The organism is Achromobacter sp. D10 (genome assembly GCF_035282245.1).
Taxonomy (GTDB): domain Bacteria; phylum Pseudomonadota; class Gammaproteobacteria; order Burkholderiales; family Burkholderiaceae_B; genus Achromobacter; species Achromobacter insolitus.
This window is the reverse complement of sequence record NZ_JAYJLE010000011.1, coordinates 154,964-174,755: the sequence shown is the minus strand read 5'-3', so window position 1 is coordinate 174,755 and position 19,792 is coordinate 154,964. Positions and strand designations below refer to the sequence as shown.

At 64.5% G+C, this 19,792-nt stretch carries 19 protein-coding genes; 4 read left to right on the top strand and 15 right to left on the bottom strand.

Annotated features, from left to right (window positions below):
• Nucleotides 1–96: 96 nt before the first annotated feature.
• Nucleotides 97–774 carry an isochorismatase family protein gene (locus VCS63_RS23860; protein ID WP_063642995.1) on the top strand — a complete coding sequence of 226 codons (678 nt, stop codon included), beginning with the start codon at nt 97–99 and terminating at the stop codon, nt 772–774.
• A 63-nt stretch (nt 775–837) separates the two neighbouring features.
• Nucleotides 838–1,464 carry an isochorismate family cysteine hydrolase YcaC gene (gene ycaC / locus VCS63_RS23855; protein WP_042794660.1) on the top strand — a complete coding sequence of 209 codons (627 nt, stop codon included), beginning with the start codon at nt 838–840 and terminating at the stop codon, nt 1,462–1,464.
• 79 nt (nt 1,465–1,543) lie between these two features.
• On the opposite strand, the gene VCS63_RS23850 is transcribed toward ycaC, so the two are convergent.
• The gene (locus tag VCS63_RS23850) at nt 1,544–2,692 is read right to left on the bottom strand and encodes a sterol desaturase family protein (RefSeq protein WP_063642998.1); all 1,149 of its coding nucleotides are present in this window, start codon (nt 2,690–2,692) and stop codon (nt 1,544–1,546) included.
• 254 nt (nt 2,693–2,946) lie between these two features.
• Here VCS63_RS23850 and VCS63_RS23845 point away from each other — a divergent pair, with 254 nt between their 5' ends.
• On the top strand, nt 2,947–3,171 hold the full coding sequence (locus VCS63_RS23845; RefSeq protein ID WP_042794661.1) for a YdcH family protein: 225 nt from the start codon (nt 2,947–2,949) through the stop codon (nt 3,169–3,171).
• Between the two features lie 179 nt (nt 3,172–3,350).
• Nucleotides 3,351–3,953, top strand: a complete 603-nt coding sequence (locus VCS63_RS23840) for a LysE/ArgO family amino acid transporter (protein WP_042797261.1) — start codon at nt 3,351–3,353, stop codon at nt 3,951–3,953.
• Between the two features lie 24 nt (nt 3,954–3,977).
• Here the strand turns inward: VCS63_RS23840 and VCS63_RS23835 are convergent, their stop codons facing one another.
• The 14 genes from VCS63_RS23835 to VCS63_RS23770 form a co-directional block, all read right to left on the bottom strand.
• A complete protein-coding gene (locus VCS63_RS23835; protein WP_323881158.1) occupies nt 3,978–4,292 on the bottom strand; it encodes a hypothetical protein in 315 nt (104 codons plus the stop codon).
• 99 nt (nt 4,293–4,391) lie between these two features.
• On the bottom strand, nt 4,392–5,045 hold the full coding sequence (locus VCS63_RS23830) for a TetR/AcrR family transcriptional regulator (RefSeq protein WP_042794662.1): 654 nt from the start codon (nt 5,043–5,045) through the stop codon (nt 4,392–4,394).
• A 42-nt stretch (nt 5,046–5,087) separates the two neighbouring features.
• Complete coding sequence (gene lpdA, locus VCS63_RS23825; RefSeq protein WP_377837461.1) at nt 5,088–6,485, bottom strand: dihydrolipoyl dehydrogenase; 1,398 nt, start codon at nt 6,483–6,485, stop codon at nt 5,088–5,090.
• A gap of 48 nt (nt 6,486–6,533) precedes the next feature.
• On the bottom strand, nt 6,534–7,259 hold the full coding sequence (locus VCS63_RS23820) for an ABC transporter ATP-binding protein (protein WP_042794663.1): 726 nt from the start codon (nt 7,257–7,259) through the stop codon (nt 6,534–6,536).
• The gene (locus tag VCS63_RS23815) at nt 7,252–9,066 is read right to left on the bottom strand and encodes an ABC transporter permease subunit (RefSeq protein WP_187639867.1); all 1,815 of its coding nucleotides are present in this window, start codon (nt 9,064–9,066) and stop codon (nt 7,252–7,254) included. Before VCS63_RS23815 ends, VCS63_RS23820 begins: the two co-directional genes overlap by 8 nt.
• Before the next feature lie 5 nt (nt 9,067–9,071).
• Nucleotides 9,072–9,956, bottom strand: a complete 885-nt coding sequence (locus tag VCS63_RS23810; RefSeq protein WP_042794665.1) for a branched-chain amino acid ABC transporter permease — start codon at nt 9,954–9,956, stop codon at nt 9,072–9,074.
• Between the two features lie 66 nt (nt 9,957–10,022).
• The gene (locus VCS63_RS23805; RefSeq protein WP_063643020.1) at nt 10,023–11,234 is read right to left on the bottom strand and encodes an ABC transporter substrate-binding protein; all 1,212 of its coding nucleotides are present in this window, start codon (nt 11,232–11,234) and stop codon (nt 10,023–10,025) included.
• A gap of 72 nt (nt 11,235–11,306) precedes the next feature.
• Nucleotides 11,307–12,665 carry an MmgE/PrpD family protein gene (locus tag VCS63_RS23800; protein WP_082884778.1) on the bottom strand — a complete coding sequence of 453 codons (1,359 nt, stop codon included), beginning with the start codon at nt 12,663–12,665 and terminating at the stop codon, nt 11,307–11,309.
• 43 nt (nt 12,666–12,708) lie between these two features.
• A complete protein-coding gene (locus VCS63_RS23795; RefSeq protein ID WP_323881156.1) occupies nt 12,709–14,202 on the bottom strand; it encodes a long-chain-fatty-acid--CoA ligase in 1,494 nt (497 codons plus the stop codon).
• Between the two features lie 73 nt (nt 14,203–14,275).
• Nucleotides 14,276–15,451 (bottom strand): acyl-CoA dehydrogenase family protein, encoded by a 1,176-nt coding sequence (locus tag VCS63_RS23790; RefSeq protein WP_042794667.1) that lies wholly within the window; start codon nt 15,449–15,451, stop codon nt 14,276–14,278.
• A gap of 5 nt (nt 15,452–15,456) precedes the next feature.
• Entirely contained in the window at nt 15,457–16,689 is a 1,233-nt protein-coding gene (locus tag VCS63_RS23785; protein WP_323881155.1) for a dihydrolipoamide acetyltransferase family protein, read from the bottom strand.
• Nucleotides 16,690–16,692: 3 nt separating this feature from the next.
• On the bottom strand, nt 16,693–17,478 hold the full coding sequence (locus VCS63_RS23780) for an enoyl-CoA hydratase/isomerase family protein (RefSeq protein WP_278486827.1): 786 nt from the start codon (nt 17,476–17,478) through the stop codon (nt 16,693–16,695).
• Between the two features lie 14 nt (nt 17,479–17,492).
• Nucleotides 17,493–18,467, bottom strand: coding sequence for an alpha-ketoacid dehydrogenase subunit beta (locus VCS63_RS23775; protein ID WP_175200858.1), 975 nt, complete (start codon nt 18,465–18,467; stop codon nt 17,493–17,495).
• Between the two features lies 1 nt (nt 18,468).
• On the bottom strand, nt 18,469–19,440 hold the full coding sequence (locus VCS63_RS23770; RefSeq protein WP_323881175.1) for a thiamine pyrophosphate-dependent dehydrogenase E1 component subunit alpha: 972 nt from the start codon (nt 19,438–19,440) through the stop codon (nt 18,469–18,471).
• Nucleotides 19,441–19,792: the final 352 nt, after the last annotated feature.

Below are 19,792 nucleotides of genomic sequence, written 5' to 3'. Positions count from 1 at the left end.
GTTCGACATGTGGGACGCAGAAACCCATTTTTCCTGCCTACCCAGCCGGCCGAGTTGCTCCTAGCATGGTTAGCCCCACATCAACAGGAGCATCCCATGAGCGTCCCCGCCAACTTCAATGGCCAACGCCCCGTCATCGACCCCGATGACGCCGCCATGCTGCTGATCGACCACCAAAGCGGGCTGTTCCAGACGATCGGCGACATGCCGATGACCGAACTGAGATCGCGCGCCGCTGCGCTGGCTACCATGGCCACGCTGTCGAAACTGCCCGTCATCACCACTGCCTCGGTGCCCCAAGGTCCCAACGGCCCGCTGATCCCCGAAATCCACGAAAACGCCCCGCATGCGAAATACGTGGCCCGCAAGGGCGAGATCAACGCATGGGACAACCCTGAATTCGTCGCCGCCGTAAAAGCCACCGGACGCAAGACTCTGATCATCGCCGGCACCATCACGAGCGTATGCATGGCCTTTCCCGCCATCAGCGCAGTCGCCGACGGCTACAAGGTCTTTGCTGTGGTCGACGCCTCGGGCACGTACAGCAAGATGGCGCAGGAAATCACGCTGGCGCGCGTGGTCCAGGCCGGGGTGGTCCCCATGGACACCGGCGCAGTCGCCTCCGAACTGCAACGGACCTGGCACCGTGAAGACGCCGCGAAATGGGCCGAGGTCTACACCAAGATCTTCCCGGCGTACCAGCTGCTGATAGAAAGCTACGGTAAGGCCCAGGATGTCATCAAGAATGGCGAAATGCTCGACTCCCAACGCTGAGACTCGCCGTTTTTTTTCCCGCGAGCCGCAAGGCGCGCACCCCTGCCTCTCATGGAGCACGCAATGTCCAAGCCCTACGTAAAACTCGACAAGACCCAGGCAGCGGTACTGCTGGTCGACCACCAGGTGGGCCTGCTGTCCCTGGTCCGGGACTTCCAGCCCGATCAATTCAAGAACAACGTCCTGGCCCTGGCGGACCTGGCCAAATATTTCAAGCTGCCCACGATCCTCACCACCAGCTTCGAGGATGGCCCCAATGGTCCACTGGTGCGGGAACTGAAGGATCAGTTCCCCGAGGCGCCCTACATTGCCCGTCCGGGCAACATCAATGCCTGGGACAATGAAGACTTCGTCAAGGCCGTCAAGGCCACTGGCAAGAAGCAGTTGATCATCGCCGGCGTCGTCACCGAAGTCTGCGTCGCCTTCCCGGCGCTGTCGGCCCTGGAAGAAGGCTTCGACGTGTTCGTCGTCACCGACGCGTCCGGCACCTTCAATGAAGTGACCCGCAACGCCGCCTGGAGCCGCATGGAGCAGGCCGGCGCGCAATTGATGAGCTGGTTCGGCGTGGCCTGCGAACTGCATCGCGACTGGCGCAACGACATCGAGGGCCTGGGCACGCTGTTCTCCAACCACATCCCGGACTACCGCAACCTGATGGCCGCCTATTCCACCGTCAAGGGAAGCAAGTGATGTGGCGCCCGGCCATGCCCGGGCGCTAAGCCGGCTTGCGGCCTATTGAACGGCGGCGCGCCCGATGCGCGCCGCCGTTCTATTTCTTGCGGGCGAACGGATAGGCCTGCTGCGCCAGGAAAGTGCCCGGCATGTCGTTGTCCAGGATGCCGTAGTTCTCGGGCAGGCGCTTGCTCACGCCCCGCACCGCGGTGCCGAACGCGTAATCGATGAACGAAAAATGGGCGGCATAGTTGCGGTCGATTGCCTCGGTGTCCGACGAATGGTGCCAATGGTGGAAATCCGGCGTCACGATGATGTAGCGCAGCCAGCCCCAAGGCAGCCTGACGTTGGAATGGATCAGCACTGCCTGGAAGCCCACGATGATGATGTAGGCGTCCAGCACCGGCTTGGAAAAGCCCAGCGCGAACAAGACGCCTAGCACCGCCACCCGGGTGATCAGCAATTCCACGATGTGCAACCGCGAACCGGCCAGCCAGTCCAGCGTGCGAGTGCTGTGATGCACGGCGTGAATGCGCCACAGGAACGGAACCTCGTGGTAGGCGCGGTGCGCGGCGTACTGCACCAGGTCCGCCACCAGCACGGCCAGGAACAGTTCCACCAGATAGGGCAGCGACACGATCGCCTGCTGCAGCGGTTCATAGGCTGCCCACGAAAACAGCCGGTGCACGAAAAAGTTGATGCACAGCAGCACCGCGCCCACGGACAGGTGGTTGAACAGGAAGTGCTTCATGTCCACCTGCCATTCGCCGCGGAATACCGGCTGGCCGGGATATAGCGGAAACAGCTTCTCGAAAATGATGAACACCGTGCTGGAAGCCAGCAGGTCCAGGATGAACCAGTCCAGCCCCAGATAGGGGTGGTTGCCCGTATTGGACGTGGTCACCACCACGTTGCTGCCCCCTGCGGCCACCGCCCCGCACACGAGCACGAAAGCCGCGATGTTCAGCCAGCGCTGGCGGCCCAGCACGGTGTTGGCCAGCGCGATGGTGCCCGAAATCAGCAACGCGGTGAACAGCAGGGCCCGCATCGCGTCCACATTGTAGAAGCTGCGGAGCTCCGGGGTGGTCAGGTAGGCGGGGAAGTGGAACGCCAGGACGCCCAGGACCGCCAGGATCGCCAGGAACAGCGCAATCACGCCGCTCATCATGCCCGTACCCGGATGGATCCTCCCGTCCTGCTTGAAAAGCTGTAAGACTTGGCGAAGGATGGACGCGCGTTGATTCATTTCAAATTTATGGCAGACCACGGGGAAGCGAGTGTATCGCCGGGGACGGATGTTCATGTAAGCAAACGTGATCAGCCACGACAGAATCAGTGCCACCCAGGCTTGCGCCGTATCAATCCGCCGGGGGGGCGGCAGCCCCCCAGGCGGTTGACAACAGCCCGGGGTTGGCGTGTCATGGAATCGAAAGCTCTATGGATCATCAGGTTCCCCGGTTTCCCGCAGTGCCCATCAACCGGTTCTTTAAAGAGGCCCCTATGTTCCCTGAATACCGCCACCTCATTACCCAACTGAAATCCGAGAACGCGCATTTCTCGGCGCTGTTCCAGCGTCACAACGACCTGGACCAGGAAATCAAGAACATGGAGGCCGGCATCCAGCCTGCGTCGGGCAACGAGGTCGAAGTGCTCAAGAAGGAAAAGCTGCACCTGAAGGACAAGCTGTACAGCATCCTGCGCGCTGCCGACCAGGGCGGCAGCTGAGCCCCCCAATTGTTACAGGCGGCATCGGACCGCGTCGGTTCCGTGCCGCCATCGGCGGTTTCTCCGCCGGACCGCGCAACTCGCAAGACTAATTAGAAAAACTGAATATGGATTAGGATAATTAGTTGTCCTAATCTTTCCCAGCAGGCTAGGCTGTCGCCCTTCTCTGAAGGGTAATGATGACCACCGCCTACATTCCTGGATTCCTGCTCGGCCTGAGCCTGATCATGGCAATCGGCGCGCAGAACGCTTTTGTATTGCGCCAAGGCCTGCGCCAGGAACATGTGTTTGCCGTCTGCCTGACCTGCGCCCTCTCGGACGCCATCCTGATCGGTGCCGGCGTGGCCGGCTTCGGCATCGCCGTTGGCGCCCTGCCCTGGCTGGAGCCCGCGATGCGCTACGGCGGCGCGCTATTCCTGTTTGTCTACGCCGCGCGCAGCCTGAAGTCGGCGCTGCGCGCCCGCCACGACAATCTGACACCTTCGTCCGGGCAGACTGCGGGACGGTACGCCGCACTGGCGACCTGCCTGGCCCTGACCTGGCTCAATCCGCACGTGTACCTGGATACCGTGGTCTTGCTCGGCTCGGTGTCCAGCCAGTACGACGGCCACAAGACCGCCTTCGCGTTAGGCGCGATTTCGGCCTCGTTTACCTTTTTCTTCGCGTTGGGCTTCGGTGCACGCCTGCTGCGGCCCGTGTTCGCCAATCCCGCCGCGTGGCGTGTCCTGGACGCCTGCGTCGCCACGGCCATGTTCGTGATCGGCCTGCAATTGGTGCGCTGAAGTGGGCGGGCCACGGCCCAGCGGCTACTGGCTCCTGCCCGCCCCGGCTGAGGCATTCATGTAGTCCTTCACCGTGCGGTCCTTGTTGAAGATCACCGTCAACGTCTGCTGGTTGTCCATCGCACCATAGGCGCTATTGTTGAAATAGAACCAGGCGGCCGTCGTCCGCCCCTCGCGATCCACGCTTTGGGAACGCGGCGGGCCATAGTCCCGGACCATTTCCTCATAGGTGGTGACGTTAAGCTTGATGTCCTGGACCTTGGCTTCGGTCAGCAGGTCGCCGGAAGGGCTAGCGCACCCCGTCACGATGGCGGCCATGAAAAGCACGGACGTTCTCATTCTGTCTCCCCGGTCTGGCGGGCCGCGCCTGGCGGCCAGCCTGTTTGCGTATTCTTGATAGGCCGAGATTAGAACGCAAATTGCCCTGCCGCGGGGCGCTTACTCCACCTGCATCTTGCCAATGTCGGGCGCAAACGCCTGGGGTGGATGCTTGGCGATGGAGCGGCACAGCAGCTCGGACATCCCCTTGGCCAATTGCTTGTTGTTCCATTCGCCCGCGTCCGAGTACCACTTCGGCACCCAGTTCACGGCGCCAAAAATGGAAAAGATGGCCAGCTTGGGATCGCACTCGATGATGCTGCCGTCCTCGATGCCTATGCGCACGAAATTGCGCAGCTTGGCTTCGAAACGGTCGCGCTGCTTGACGATCTCGGCGCGGTCGGCCGGCTCCAGCGCATGTTCCTCGGTGATGATGACGCAGCGGCTCATTTCACTGAGCGTCACCTGCAGATACAGGCGCAGCGCGAGTTGCAGCTTTTCCAGGCCGGTACCGCCATGGCGTTCTGCCTCTTCGATTGCCTCGAACCCCACCCGTAGCGCCTCGGCAAACGCCTCGTACAGCAGGGCATGCTTGTTCGGAAAATAGTGGTACAGGGCTGCCTTGGTGACGCCCAGGCTGGTCGCGATGTCTCCCAGCGAAGTCGCGTGGAACCCCTTCTGGTTGAACGCGGCAATCGCTTGGCGCAGCAGCGCTTCGCGCTTCAATTGGTGCATCGCCTTGTGCGTCGGCACCGAATTATTCCATGTTGCCACTGATCAAACCCTCCCGGTGAATTGCGTGGACCGGCCGCATATTTAACTTTTTTTCCCTGAGAGGAACAACTCGGTGAGCGTTCCCTCGTACGCCTCGGCAGCAAACGCCAGCGTCTCGGACAGGCTCGGGTGCGGGTGTATGGTGAGCGCGATGTCGCCGGGCTCCGCGCCCATTTCGATGGCCAACGCCGCCTCGGCGATCAGGTCACCCGCCTGCGGCCCCACCATGCCCACCCCCAGCAAGGCACCGGTCTGCGGGTCGACCAGGATCTTGGTCAGTCCCTCGCCGCGTCCCAGGCTCAGCGCGCGGCCGCTGGCCGCCCACGGGAAGCTGGCCGATTCAAACGCCACGCCGTCCCGGCGCGCGACCGTCTCGGTCAAGCCCACCCACGCCACTTCCGGATCCGTATAAGCGACCGCCGGAATGACCTTGGCGTCGTTGCCTGCCTTTCTGCCCGCAGCCACTTCGGCTGCCACCTTGCCTTCGTAGGCCGCCTTGTGCGCCAACATCGGTTCACCGACGACATCGCCGATGGCAAAAATGTGGGCAACATTGGTGCGCTGGCGCTGGTCCACGGGGATGAAACCGCGTTCATCCACATGGACTCCGGCGCGATCCGCGCCGATCCTGGCCCCGTTGGGCCGGCGGCCGGCCGCAACCAAGACGGCATCATACACCTGGGGTCCGGCGCCTTGCGGCCTGTCGAACACGACGTGCACCCCATCCTCCTGGGCGCTGGCCGAGACCACCCGCGTGCCCGTCAAGATTGCCTCGTAACGGCTGGCCACCCGTTGCTCCAGCGGCTTCACCAGATCGCGATCGCATCCGGGCAACAAGCCCTCCGTCAACTCAACTACCGTCACGCGGGCGCCCAGCGCCGCGTAGACCGCGGCCAACTCCATGCCAATGATGCCGCCGCCCACGACGAGCAGGCGCCGGGGCACTTCCTTGAGCGCCAGGGCGCCACTGGAATCCATGACGCGCGGATCTTCCGGCAGGTCCGCCAGACGCACGGGGTGCGAACCCACGGCAATGACCGCCTGCTTGAAGCGCACGGCCGGGCCGCCAGCGACCGCAAGGGTGTGGGGGCCGGTGAACTGCCCCACGCCGTGCACGACACGCACATTGCGCCGCCGCGCGAGGCCAGCCAGTCCGCCGTTCAATTTGGCGACCAGCGCCTCCTTCCATTGCCGCAGCTTGTCCAGGCGGATGCGCGGCTCGCCGAATTCGATACCCAGCTCGTGCAGGCCGCGCGTCTCTTCCAGCGCGCCAGCCGCATGCAGCAGCGCCTTGGAGGGGATGCAGCCCACGTTCAGGCATACGCCCCCCAAAGCCGGACGATCCTCGACCAGCGTCACCGACATTCCCAGATCGGCGGCGCGGAACGCCGCTGTATAGCCGCCCGGCCCTCCGCCCAGCACCAGCAGATCCGCATCCATGCTCTCGTCCAAGGGAGGTCCTTTTTTTTGATCCATCTGCATGTCTGCCTATTCCGTTCTGCCCGCGCCCAGATAGGCGCGGGAAAGCTCCGCGCCCGCGTTGCTCGTCAGCACGTCGCGCGTGCCCTCGAAGACCGTCTTGCCGTGCTTGAGCACATAGCCGAAATCGGCCACCCTGAGCGCCAGGCTGGCCATTTGTTCGCTCAGCAGCACAACCCGGCCGCCCTGCGCGCAATATTGCTTGATGAAGTCGAATATCTGCGCGACCACGATCGGCGCCAGCCCCAGGGAAGGCTCGTCCAGCAGCACGCAGCGCGGCTCGTGCAGCGTAGCCATGGACAGGATCAGCATCTGCTGCTGGCCGCCGCTCAAGGTCCCGGCCTTTGCCGCGCGCCGTTGCGCCAGCACCGGAAAGTTGCCGTACACCTGCTCCAGGGCAGTCTTGAAGTTGCCCTTGGGCTTGCGAAAATGCCAGGCGGTGATCAGGTTTTCCTCAACCGTGTGCTGATGGAAGATGCGTCGCCCCTCCATCGCGTGCGCCAAGCCGCGCCGCGCGCGCTCGTGGGGCGGCAAACGGGATATGTCTTCACCATCCAGCAGAATCTGCCCGCCCTTGATGGGGGTGACTCCAGATATGGCTCGCATCAGCGACGATTTGCCGGCTCCATTGGCGCCGATCAACGCCGTGATGCCATCGGGGCGCGCGGTCAGGCTGACGCCGCGCACGGCGTCGATCGCGCCGTAGCTGACCTGCAGATTGCGGACTTCAAGCATGGGCGGGCTCCTCGACGCCAAGATAGGCCTGTATCACCGCCGGGTCGGCGCGCATGCCGTCCATGTCGCCCCGATAGATTTCCTCGCCGGCTTCGAACACCACGACTTCCTCCACCAGTTCGGCCAGGAAATCCATGTGGTGATCGATGATCATGATGGCTACGCCATGGTCCCGCGCCAGGCGGACCAGCCGGATGAGGTGCTCCGATTCCAGCTCGGACAGGCCCGCGGCCGGCTCGTCCAGCAACAGCAATTCCGGATCGCTGGCCAGGGCACGGGCGACCTCGGCCAGGCGCTGGATGCCATACGGCAGTTCGCTCATGATGGCGTCCGCGTGACCGGCCAGCCCGGCGGCCTGCATCAAGGCTTCGACCTGGCGCAGCAACGCGCCCTCCTCGCGCCTGGCGCCCGGCGTGTTGAACGCCGCGGCCAGGGCGCCATGCCGGTAGCGGCGATGGGCTCCCATCAGGATGTTTTCCCGCACAGTGAAGCTGGGCACGTTGCGCGGGTCCTGAAAAGTGCGCGTAATGCCGGCCTGCGCCACTTTGTGGGAGGGCCACCCCGCGATGTCCTGGCCCTTGTACAAAATGCGTCCCGCGGTTGGCGCGTAGATGCCGCTGATCACATTGACCAGGGTGCTCTTGCCCGAGCCATTGGGGCCGACAAGGGCCGTGATGCTGCCGGCGCGCAACTCAAGCGAAACGCCTGCAAGCGCGCGCAGGCCCGAGAACTCCATGACCACGTCCTCGACGCGCACCAGTGCCTGAGCCCCCTCGGCCCGCGCCGCGGATTCGCGCCGCGACAGCGGGGGTTCCGCCGCCCCGGATGCTGCGGGACGCAACTGGTCGAATTTGCTGTAGCGCGTCTGCGTGCGCAGCAAACCGGCCAGGCCCTTGGGCAGCAAGGTAAAGATGAACACCAGGATCAGCCCGTACACGATGTACTGATAGTCATTGAAGGCCTGCAACTTCTGCGGCAGGTAGGTGAACAGCACCGCGCCGTAGACTTGCCCTGCCAGCGACCCCAGTCCGCCCACGATGGACATGACCAGGATCTCGATGGACCGCATGAGGCCGAAGCTTTCCGGTGTCAGGTAGCCGATCATGTGCGCATAAAAGCCGCCCGCCAGCCCCGCGAGTCCACCACTGATGGCGTAGGCCGCGCGCTTGACGGCTGCCTGCGATATGCCGAGCGAACCGGCGGCGATTTCGCTGACGTGCACGGCGTAGAACGCTCTGCCGAAGTGGCTTTTGACGAAGTTGCGCAACATCAGCATGACTACCAGCAGCACCACCAGCAGGATGCGGAAGTACGCGACGGTATCGATGCTCCAGCCGAAGATCTGCAAAGTGCCGATCTGCGACGAGGGGATGCCCCGCATGCCCATTACCCCGCCCGTCACGCCGCGCAATTCGCGCGCCAGTTCATAGACAATCAGGCCGAAGCCCAGCGACATCATCGCCAGATAAAACTCGCGCACGCGGCCTGCCGGGCCTGCCAGCAGCAACCCCACCGCGGCTGCGCCAAAGGTGGCCAGCACCAGCGCCACCGGAAACGGCACGCCCCAGGACTTCATTGCGATCGCGCTGGCATAGGCACCGATGGCGAAGAAGCCCGCGTGGCCCAGCGAAATCTGGCCGCTTATGCCGGTCAGCATATTGATGCCCTGCGCAAGCAGGATGTTGATGATGACGAAGCTCCACATCTGGACCGTGCCGGTGGCAACATGGCCGGCGCCCACTGCCAGCGCCACGGCCAACGCGCCCAGCGTCCAGGAGTTCGACAGAATGTTCCCTAGCTGTTTCATCGTCCTCACACCTTCACTGTTTCGCGCTTGCCGAACAGGCCCTGAGGCCGGATCGTCAACACACCGATCAAGAGCACAAACGCGACGACCTCGGCCGCCGCAGGCGAGACATAGCCGCCCACCAGCTTTTCCAGAATGCCAAGAATCAGCCCGCCCACCAGCGAGCCGAATGCGCTGCCCATGCCGCCCATGACGGCCGCGACAAACGCCAGGATCAGCAGGTGCAGGCCGAAGTTCGGATCCACGGTGCCCGATACCTGTGACACCAGAATGCCGGCGATGCCCGCCAGCACGCCGCTCACCAGGAACGAGAAGACCACCACCCGGTAAACCGGTATGCCCATCAACGCCGCCAGGTCGCGATCGTGGGCGACCGCGCGCACGCCGTAGCCCCAGATGGAATGGCGCAGAAACAGTTCCATCAGACCGACGATCATCACGCTGATGACAAACACCGCGATGTATTGCAGGGAGATGTAGGCGCCCATGAACTCCACCGTGTCCGTGCTGCTGAAAAGCACGTCCGGAAACGCCACGGCCTGGGTGCCGAACAACCAGCTCGCCACGCCCTGCAGGAAAATGCCTATGCCCAGGGTGGATACCACCCACCCCATGCTGCCGGCGATGCGCCGCGTAGGCCGCACGCCGACGACCTCTACTACCCACAGGATGAAGGCCGTGGCCAGCAGCGACACGCCCACCGCCAGGAACACGTTGACCCCCGCGCCGACCATGACGGCTGTGAGCATCGCTCCGGCCATCAACACCGACCCTTGCCCAAAATTGAGCACGCGCGTGGTCCAGAACGTCAGGTTCAGGCCCAGGCCGATCAGCGCATAGGCGGCGCCCACGCTCAGTCCCGACACGATCATTTGGATAAAGAAATCCATATCACCATCATCCATGCAGGCAGGCGCGGTCCGGCGCCGCCTGGCGCCGAACGCTCGCCGCGCCGATTACTGGGCGACCGGCTGCAGCCGGACCTTGTCGTCCTTCTTCACGTACTCGAACACCTTGACGCCGTCCGTCTCGATTCCGTGGTGGCGATCCTTCGAGAAGTTGTAGGTGGTGTTGACGCCCGGGAAGTCCTTGATCGACTCGATCGCCGCGATGACGGCTTTGGGGTCGGTGGAATTGGCCTGGCGGATACCCTCGAACAGGACATTGGCGGCGTCGTAGCCGTTGGACACGGAGATCGCCATGAACAGCTGCGGATTCTCCGGATCGTTGCCCCACCAGCGGTCCGCGCCGTACTTCGCCTTATAGGCCTTGGCGAAGTCCGCCGCGGCAGGACGCATGGGATTGCCGAACGCGCCTATCATCGTGCCCAAGGTGCCCAGCGTCAGGTCGCCCGCGCCTTCCTGATAGGGTTGCCCCAGGGCGCCGTTGGAAGCAACCAGCGGCACGTTCACGTTGAGCCGGGCCATCGTCCGGCGCAGAACGGCCAGGTCCTTGCCCAGTCCAATGGCGGCAATGGCGTCGACGTTGGCGCGCTTCATGCGCGCGACCTGCGCAGTCATGTCCTGCGCGCCCTGGTTGTAGGAGTCGGTCGCGACCGGCTTGGCGCCGCCATTCTTGCCGATGGAAGCGGACAGGTAATCGACCCCCGTCACGCCGTAGGCGGTGCTTTCATGCACGATGCCGATGCGCTTGAAGCGCTTGGCCAGGTACTCGCCCATCGCCACGGCCTCGATGTCATTCTGCAGCGCGAACGAGAAGACATTGGGGCGCGGCTTCTCGCCCGTCTTCTCGCCCGCATAGGTCACGACGGGTGTCTGCGCGATGGGATTCATGTAGGGCCGGCCATCGGCCTGGGCCATGTCGATCACGGCCAGCGTCGGGCCGCTGCCGGCCGGACCGATGATGCCGACGATCTCCTTGTTGTCCAGGATGGCGCGCATGTTCTGCACGGCGCGGTCCGGATTCAACTGGTCGTCCAGCAACATCGCGATCTCGATCTTCTTGCCATTGATGCCGCCTTTGGCATTCCATTGCTCGACCGCCAGTTCGACGGCCCGGCGATTGCCCTCGCCGAATTCGCTGTAGGGGCCGGTCAGCGCCGACGTCATGCCGATCTTGATGGTATCTGCCGCCAAAGCGGATCCCGAAACCAATGCAGCCACCGCGACCGCCAGCCACGCAGGCGTGGATTTCCTGTACCAGGACATGTTGTCTCCTCCTAGGTTCTTGCACGTTGTAGTGACGCGCTCCGAGGTTGCGGAGCGCCATCCGCCGGCCTCTCAGCGGGCCGTCTGGATCTCTTTGAAAGCGGCGAGGACGTCGCCCAGGTCGGCATGCGGCAGCGCGGCCGCGAATCGCTCGAGATGGTCGTAGGCCTGTTGCGCCACGCCGGTCTCCTCGCCGATGCCGCGCACCAGCGCCGACACGCGCGCGCGGTCATAGCTGTATTCGGTGTGGTCCGTGTCCATGCGCACGACCATGGGTTCGTCCGCGTTCTCCAGATCCGCCTCTATCCGGCAGGCGAGCAACCCCAGCGTCTCATCGGCGTGCAGCCGGATCCGCGGAATCAGTCCCGCAACGGCCGCATCGTCGAATTGCGCCATGCGCGCGATGGTGGGTGTTCCGTGGAGCAAGGTCGTGGCCACGCAGAACTGGGTACTCATCAGCGTCCCGGAAATACTTTGGAACGGGCCCTCCTTGTCCATGCCCGCGTAGCCCACGACGGTGGGATTGAGGTGCACGCGCAGGGCTCGCACGGCCGCGGCGCGCGCGCCCAGCAGTTCGCGCAACTGGAGGCAGGCGCGGACCGGCGTCTGGTTCAGCGCGCAGACCGGATAGGGCTTGAACGTCACCTTGAGCAGCGACCAGTCCTGGCCAAGCCGGCCGCCGATGGCATCGACGTCGCACTCCGCCCGGACGAAGCCACGGACAAAGCCCGACTTGCCCTCGAACGCTCCCTGCGCGGAGACCGAGCCCTTGGCTGCCAGCGTCGCCGCTGCCAGCCCGTTGCGCCCGGCCATGCCGACCTGGTAGCGCCATTCGTCCGTGCCATCACCGAAGGATTGCAGGATGCCGCCCGTGAAAGAAGCGGCGTTGGACAGGGCCGCGGCGCAGCGGTCCACCGGCAACCGCCACAGGCGGGCGACGGCCGCCGCCGCGGCGATCGTGCCATACAGCGGCGAGGCGCGCAGCCCCGCCGCGGTGGTCCGGGCGGAGAAGGCGGTTTCCAGCGCGCCGCCGATTTCATAACCGGCCACCAGCGCCGGCACGAAGTCCTCCATGCTGCCCTCGCCCTGCTCCAGCAACGCGGTCAAGAGCGGCAGCAGGATCGCGCCGAAGTGAGCCACCCCGCAGGTATCCTCTTGCGCCCTTCCATGGAACAGGGCCGCATTGGCCAGCGCTGCCCCCGCGACCGTGCTGCGACGGCCGCTGCCCAACAGCGTGGCGCCGTCCGGACGCTCGCCATCCATGGCCAGGGCGGCCTCTTCGGCCACGCCAAAGAACGGCGTGGGGTGCGAGCCCAATGCAATGCCATAGCCATTAAGCACGCAGGCGCGGGCCTTTTCGATCACCGGCTCGGGAAGATTGCCGATGGTCAGGCCCGCCGAGAATGTCGCGAATTGTGTGGCCAGATTCATGTTGTCACCCCCTGTTTTCTTGTGCTGTCCTGTTGCTGCTGCGTCAGGCGTTGTAGCGGTCCCGCAATACCCGCTTGAGGACCTTGCCCGATGGATTGCGCGGTAGTTCCTCCACCACTTTCAGTTCGCGCGGCACCTTGAAATTGGCCACGCGCTTGCGGCAATGGCTGGCCAGCTCTTCCAATGTCAGCGTCTGCCCGGGATTGAGCACCACCACGGCCATGATGCGTTCGCCCCACGTTTCGTCCTGCACGCCGATGACCGCGGCCTCGGCGATCTGGGGCATTTCGTAGAGCACTGCTTCGACTTCGCTGGAAGCCACGTTTTCCGCGCCGGTCAGGATCATGTCCTTGGTCCGGTCGGTGACGAACAGGAATCCTTCGTCATCCAGATAGCCGACGTCGCCGCTGCGCAGCCAGTCGCCGAAGAAGGCTTCGGCGGTTTTCTCGGGCGCGTTCCAGTAGCCCTTGGTCACCTTTGGCCCGCGCACGCAGATCTCGCCCTTCTGGCCGGCGGGCAGCCAGCGGCCTTGGTCGTCGGCAATGCGGATCTCGACGTGCGGCAGCGCGCGCCCGGTAGAGCCGATCTTCTCGATCTCGCGGCCTGGCTCCATAAGCGTGTCGCCGCTGCAAGTCTCCGTCATGCCGAAGCCGTCGATGAAGCGGCCCCGGGTGAACACGCGCGTGAAATCACGTATGCGCGATTCGGGAGTCTTCTCGCCGCCCGCAATGCACCAACCGAAGCTGTCTAGGGAGTACCGTTCGGGGTTCGGCACGGCCAGCACGCGGCTGAGCATGACGGGCGCCATCCAGCCGCAGGTGAGGCGGTGCCGTTCGATGGAGGCCAGCACCGCTTCCGGATCGAATTCCCGGTGTACGCACAAGGTGCCGCCCACCCACAGCACCGCGATGCCGGGCAAGTCGAACGCTCCGACGTGATACAGCGGGCCCACCACCAGCAAGCGCTCTTGATGCGTCAGGCCCAGCGCGATCACATGGTCGATCGACTTCCAGTGGATGTTGCCGTAGGTGTGCATCACGCCCTTAGGCCGCGAGGTGGTGCCGGAGGTATACATCAGCCGTACCAGGTCGTCCTGCGCCGTGGCGGCTTGCTCCGGAACGGCCAATCCCTGTCCGCCAAGGCGGCGAGAGTCGGCCTGCGCCTCCGTGCCGAGCACCACCTTGGGAACCTCGAGCGCGGCTACCTCCGCGAACTCCTCGTCCACGAACAACAGCTTGGCGCGTGCGTCGGCAAGAATGTAGCCGGCCTCTGGCGCCGCCAGCCGATAGTTGATCGGCAGGAACACCGCGCCCAGGTAACTGGCCGCGAACGCCAGTTCCAGGAATGCAGCGCTGTTCTTCATGAACAAGGCCACCACGTCATTGCGGCCGATGCCATGCGACTGGAGCATTGCCGCCGCCTGGCGAATGCGCTCATGGAAATCGGCATAGCTGATCGCCTCATCGCGGTAGACGATGGCTGCGCGGTCGGGTGCGCGCCGGGCGTGATAGGCGATGGCTGCACTCAGATTGAACATGGAAGGTCTCCCTTGGATGGCGGCTCGGCGCGGGTTGCGGCCTGGGCCGGTCCCGCTACTCGATTCTGGCGCTTCAGTAGGATTTCGGCATGCCGAGATCGTGTATGGCGATGTAGTTCAGGATCATTTCTTCCGACACCGGCGCAAACTTGAACAGCCGCGCATCGCGCCAGAGGCGCTCGACATGGAATTCGCGCGCGTATCCCATGCCACCCATGGTCTGCATGCTGCGCTCGATGGCATGGCTGGCGGCTTGCGATCCTATCAGCTTGGCAACGTTCGCCTCCGTGCCATAGGGCAAGCCCTGATCGCACAGCCACGCTGCGTTCAAGTTCATGAGACGGGCGCACTGCAGCTCCGCGTGCGATTGCGCCAACGGAAACTGCAGGCCCTGGTACGCGCTTATCGGCTTGCCGCCGAATACCTTGCGATCATTCGCATATTGCACCGCCAGACGCTCGGCCAGGCGGCCGGCGCCGACCAGGCTGGCCGTGGTCACAATGCGTTCGGTGTTGAGCACGTCCAGCAACTCGCGAAAGCCCTTGTCCAGCGTGCCCACCAGCTCGTGCGGTTCAATGCGCACGTTATCGAAAAACACCGAGCACGCGCTCAGGGTCTGCGTGCCCACCTTTTCGATGGCCGAGTAGGTCAGGCCCTCGCGCTCGACGTCCACCATGAACATGGAGATCCCATCGGTGGGCCGCGCCCCTTCAACGGGTTTGGCGGTGCGCGCCACCACCAGCATCTTCTGCGCGGCGTCCACCGCGGTGATCCAGATCTTGCGTCCGTCCAACCGCCAGCTGCCATCAGGCTGCGCGGCGGCGAAACTCTTCATCGCCAAGGTGTTGGTGCCGGCGTCGGGTTCGGTAAGCGCCATGCAGAAATTGATCTTGCCGCTGGTCAGCCCCGGCAGCAGGTCCCGCTTCATCTGTTCGCTGCCGAACCTGGAGATCGGCACACCGCCGAAAATCGGGTTGATCATGAACAGCTGGCCCAGCGTCGAGCCACCGCCGCCGGCGGAAAGCTCCTCTACGATCAGCGCCAGTTCCACCATGCCCAAGCCCGACCCGCCATGCTCCTCGGGCAGGGCCGCGCCCGCCAGGCCGGCCTCGCAGATTGCCTGCCAGCACTCCTGCGGGAAGGCGTTCTTGCGGTCCTGTTCGTACCAATAGTCCACGCCATACGTTTCACCGATGCGGCGCGCGGTCTCGACGATCAGCTTCTGCTCGTCCGAAAGCGAAAAGTCCATGTGATCTATCCTTGGATATGGGTGCGCAGCAGCCGGTATGGGTCCTGCAGCAACTCGATGACGCAATTGAGGAATTTCAGCGCGCTGGCGCCATCATGCAGACGGTGATCCGCCGCCAGCACCAGGCCCATTTCGCGCCGCAACGTCGGCGCGCCTTGTGCGTCGGGCCGGAAAATCTCGCGGATACTGCCCACGCCCAGGATCGCCGACTGCGGCGGATTGATGATGGGCGTCATGTACGTAACGTTGAACATGCCGGCATTGGAGATCGAAATGGCTCCGCCGCTCATGTCGTCGCGCGCGGCATTGCCCGAGCGCACGCGCTCCAGCAAGGCATCCGACTGCCGCGCGATGCCGTCCAGCGTCGCTCCGTCCAAACCGTGCAGCACGGGCGCCATCAGCCCCCGCTCGGTGGTGACCGCCACGCCGACGTCGATATCCTGGAACTGCACGATGTGGTCGTCGTTCCAGATTCGGTTCTGCGCCGGCAGCGCAACCAGCGCCCTCGCTACGGCGGCGATGACGAAGTGATTCAGTGTGAGCCTGGGCGCGTCGGACTGGGCATTCAGCCGGCGGCGCAGGGCAAGCAGTTCGCTGACTTCGGCCTCGGCCGCCAGGTAGAAATGAGGCACCTGCTTGGCCTGCGTCATGCGCCGGGCCATGGATTGCACGAGCCCGCTGGCGGTGACACGCCGCCCGGCGTCCTGCGCAGGCCCGGCGGGCTTGGCAGGCTTGGCCGCGTCCACGCGCTGGGCCGTCGGCGCCAGCTCTCCGGCATGCCGCACGTCCGCGGCCTTGATGCGCCCGCCGGGGCCGGTGCCGCCCACGCTTGCCAGATCCACTTCCAGTTCGCGCGCAAGGCGGCGTGCCAGCGGTGTCGCGACAATACGGCCGCCGCCTGATGCCGGCTCCGCGAGCGTCGCTCCTGACTGGACGGGCGCGCTGGCCGTCTTGTCTTCGGCCACCACGTTGGATTCCAGGTCCGCGCTCTGCCCAGGCCCCGTCCATCGCGCAACCACGGCACCGACAGGCACCGTTTCGCCAGCCTGCACCAGGATCTCGCCGATCAGGCCATCCGCCTCTGCCGAGATTTCGTTGGCGACCTTGTCGGTTTCCACGACGAATAGCGGGTCGCCGGCCTTGACCTCGTCGCCGGCGGCCACGCTCCATTCGATCAGCATGCCCTCGGTCATGGTCAGGCCGAGCTTGGGCATGAGCAGGTCGTTCAGCGCGCCCATGGGCTATTGCCCCGCAAAGCGCGCGTCGCGCTTTTCAAGAAACGCGCCGATGCCTTCATGGGCGTCGCGCGTGTCCAGCACCAGGCCGATCATGGCCTGCTCGTGCGCAAGTGCATTGGCCAGCGGCATGTCGGCGCCATCGCGCAGCGTGCGCTTGAGCAGCTTGAGGACCAACGGCGACTTGCCGGCGATCTGTTCCGCCAGCGCCAAGGCCTGCGCCATGAGCTGGTCTTTCGGCACCGCCCGGTTGGCCAGGCCGATGCGCACCGCTTCGTCGGCGCTGATACGCCCCCCGGTGAACATGAGTTCCTTGGCCAGGCAGGGAGCAAGCTGTCGGATAATGCGCTGCGTGCCGCCCGCGCCGGGGAAGAGGCCGAGATTGATCTCGGTCAGCGCAATCATTGCGCTGTCAGCCAGGATCCGCAGGTCCATGGCCAACAGCAATTCAGTGCCGCCGCCCAGTGCCCAGCCATTGACTGCGGCGATCGTGGGTTTGTCGCTGACTTCGATGCGGCGGAACACGCGGTGGATGTCTTCGGCGAACTCCTGGTAGTGCGCCAGGCCCTGGCGGGAGTTCAAGTCGGCCAGATCGCCCCCGGCCACAAAAGACTTTTCTCCCGCTCCAGTGATGACGATGACGCGGCACTCGTCACTGGCTTCCAGGGAGGCGAATGCCCGTTCCAGTTCGATCAGCGTGGGGATGTCCAACGCGTTGTGCACTTTGGGACGGTTGATCGTGATGATGCCGACGCGGTTGCGGACGTCGGTAAGAATGCTGGGTTCGTTCATGCTGTCTCCTGGTATCAGGCGCAGAGCTTGCGCGCCGCGGCGATGACATCGGCTTCTTGGGGCTGGTATTGCGTTTCGAGCGACGGCGCGAATGGCACGGGAACAAAGGGCGCAGCGACACGCGCGATGGGCGCGTCGAGTTCATCGAACCCGATGTCGGCCATGCGCGCCGCGATCTCGGCGCCGACGCCGAATGCCTCGACGGCCTCGTGCACGATGAGCAGGCGATGGGTGCGTTTGAGCGAATCCAGCACTGCCTGCTCGTCCCAGGGTTGGATACAGCGCAGGTCCAGCACCTCGGCTTCGATGCCGTCGGCAGCCAGCGCCTGCGCCGCGCGCAACGCCTTGTGCACGGCGGCGCCGTAGCTCACGACGGTCAGGTCACGGCCCTGGCGCGCCACGCGCGCCTGGCCGAGCGGTATCGGTCCCGCATCGTCGGCCACCTCGCCCTTCAGGGCGTACAACGCCTTGTTCTCCACGAACACGACGGGGTCCGGGTCGCGGATCGCCGACTTCAGCAGGCCGTAGGCATCGGCAGGATTGCTGGGGCACACGACTTTCAGGCCCGGAACATGGGCAAACCAGGCTTCCAGGCATTGGGAATGCTGCGGCCCGGCGCTGATGCCGCCGCCATGCGGCGTGCGCACCACCATGGGCACGCTGGCCTGGCCGCCGAACATGAAGCGGGCCTTGGCCGCCTGGTTGACCAAGGCATCCATGGTCAGGGTCATGAAGTCCATGAACATGATCTCCAGCACCGGCCGCAGCCCTGACAGGGCCGCCCCCACGGCGGCATTGGCCATGGCGGCTTCGGAGATCGGCGTATCGCGGATGCGGTCCGGACCGAACCGTGCATGCAATCCGCGCGTCACGCCGAACGGGCCGCCGGCCTCGGCGATATCTTCGCCGAACAGGAACACCGTGGAATCTTCTTCCATGCACTCGGCCAACGCGCGGTTGATGGCATGGGCAAAACGCAATTCGGCCATCTCAGTTCGCCTCGGTAGTGGTGTAGACATCATTGCGGGCCGCTTGCCAGACCGGCGGGCGGCCCAGCCGCGCGCGCTCGACCGCGCGTTCAACCTGCGCCTGGGCCTCCTCGAAAGCCTGTTCGCGCAACGCCTTGGCCACCCCTTTCTTCTCCAGCACCGCTTCGAAACGCGCTACCGGGTCATGCTCGCCCAAGCCCTCGATCTCTTCCGTAGGGCGGTACTTCTGGGGGTCGCCTTCGTAATGGCCGCGCCAACGATGAGTCATGCATTCCAGCACCCTCGGCCCCTCGCCAGCCCGTATGCTCGCGACGGCCGCACTCGCGGCATCCGTCACCCGCAGCACGTCGTTGCCGTCGATTTTCTCGTGGGGTATGGAAAAGGCAGCCGACAGTTTGTCCAGGGGTGCCACGAACTGCTTGTGCGTCGGGGAGAACTCGGCCCAGCCATTGTTTTCACACAGAAACAGCAGCGGCAGGCGCCATAGCGCGGCGAGGTTGAGGCTTTCGTGCAGTACGCCCTCGGCCATCGCGCCATCGCCAAAGAAGGCCACGGCCACGCAGTCCTTCTTCCGGACCTGATGGGCCAACGCGCTGCCCAGGGCTATCGGTATGCTGGCGCCGACAATGGCATTGGCGCCCAGCATGCCGATCGACAGATTGGCCACGTGCATGGAACCGCCGCGTCCTTTGCATATGCCTTCCTCGCGCGCCATCAGTTCCAGGAAGAAATCCTCGATATCGATCCCTTTGGCCAGGGCGTGGCCATGGCCGCGATGGGTCGAAGCCACGGTGTCGTCCGGCCGCAGCACCATGCCCATCGCAGCCGCCACGGCCTCCTGGCCGATGCTCAGGTGTATGAAACCGGGTACCTCCCCATCCGCGAACAGGCGTCCGAGCCGAAGCTCCGCCAATCGGATGCGCAACATGCGCCGATACGCGTCCAGCAACTGCTCTTTGTTGGCGCTAGCCACCATTGCCTCCTCGTAACAACCGCTCTCTGATTCGACGCGGCCTGTCTGCGGCCGCTGTGCCATTTATAAGTTACCGGTCAGTTAATTTACTAACCGGACGGTTAGATGAATCATAAGCAAAGGTTCTCGTGAACGTCAATCAGGTTTTTCAGGGTGGGAGAAACGGCGCAACCGCCTAAGCGTGCACAAGGTTTTCGTGCACGCGGCTGCGAGGCCGGAGGACTGTTCGGTAGCAGCGACTGGGCGCGGCCATGCCATGCATCATGGCGACAGCTGTTGTCAGCAGGCGCGTTGCCAGCTCGACAGAGATCGCCGGCGGAGCTACGCCGTTCTTGACCGCAAGGATCTCAGC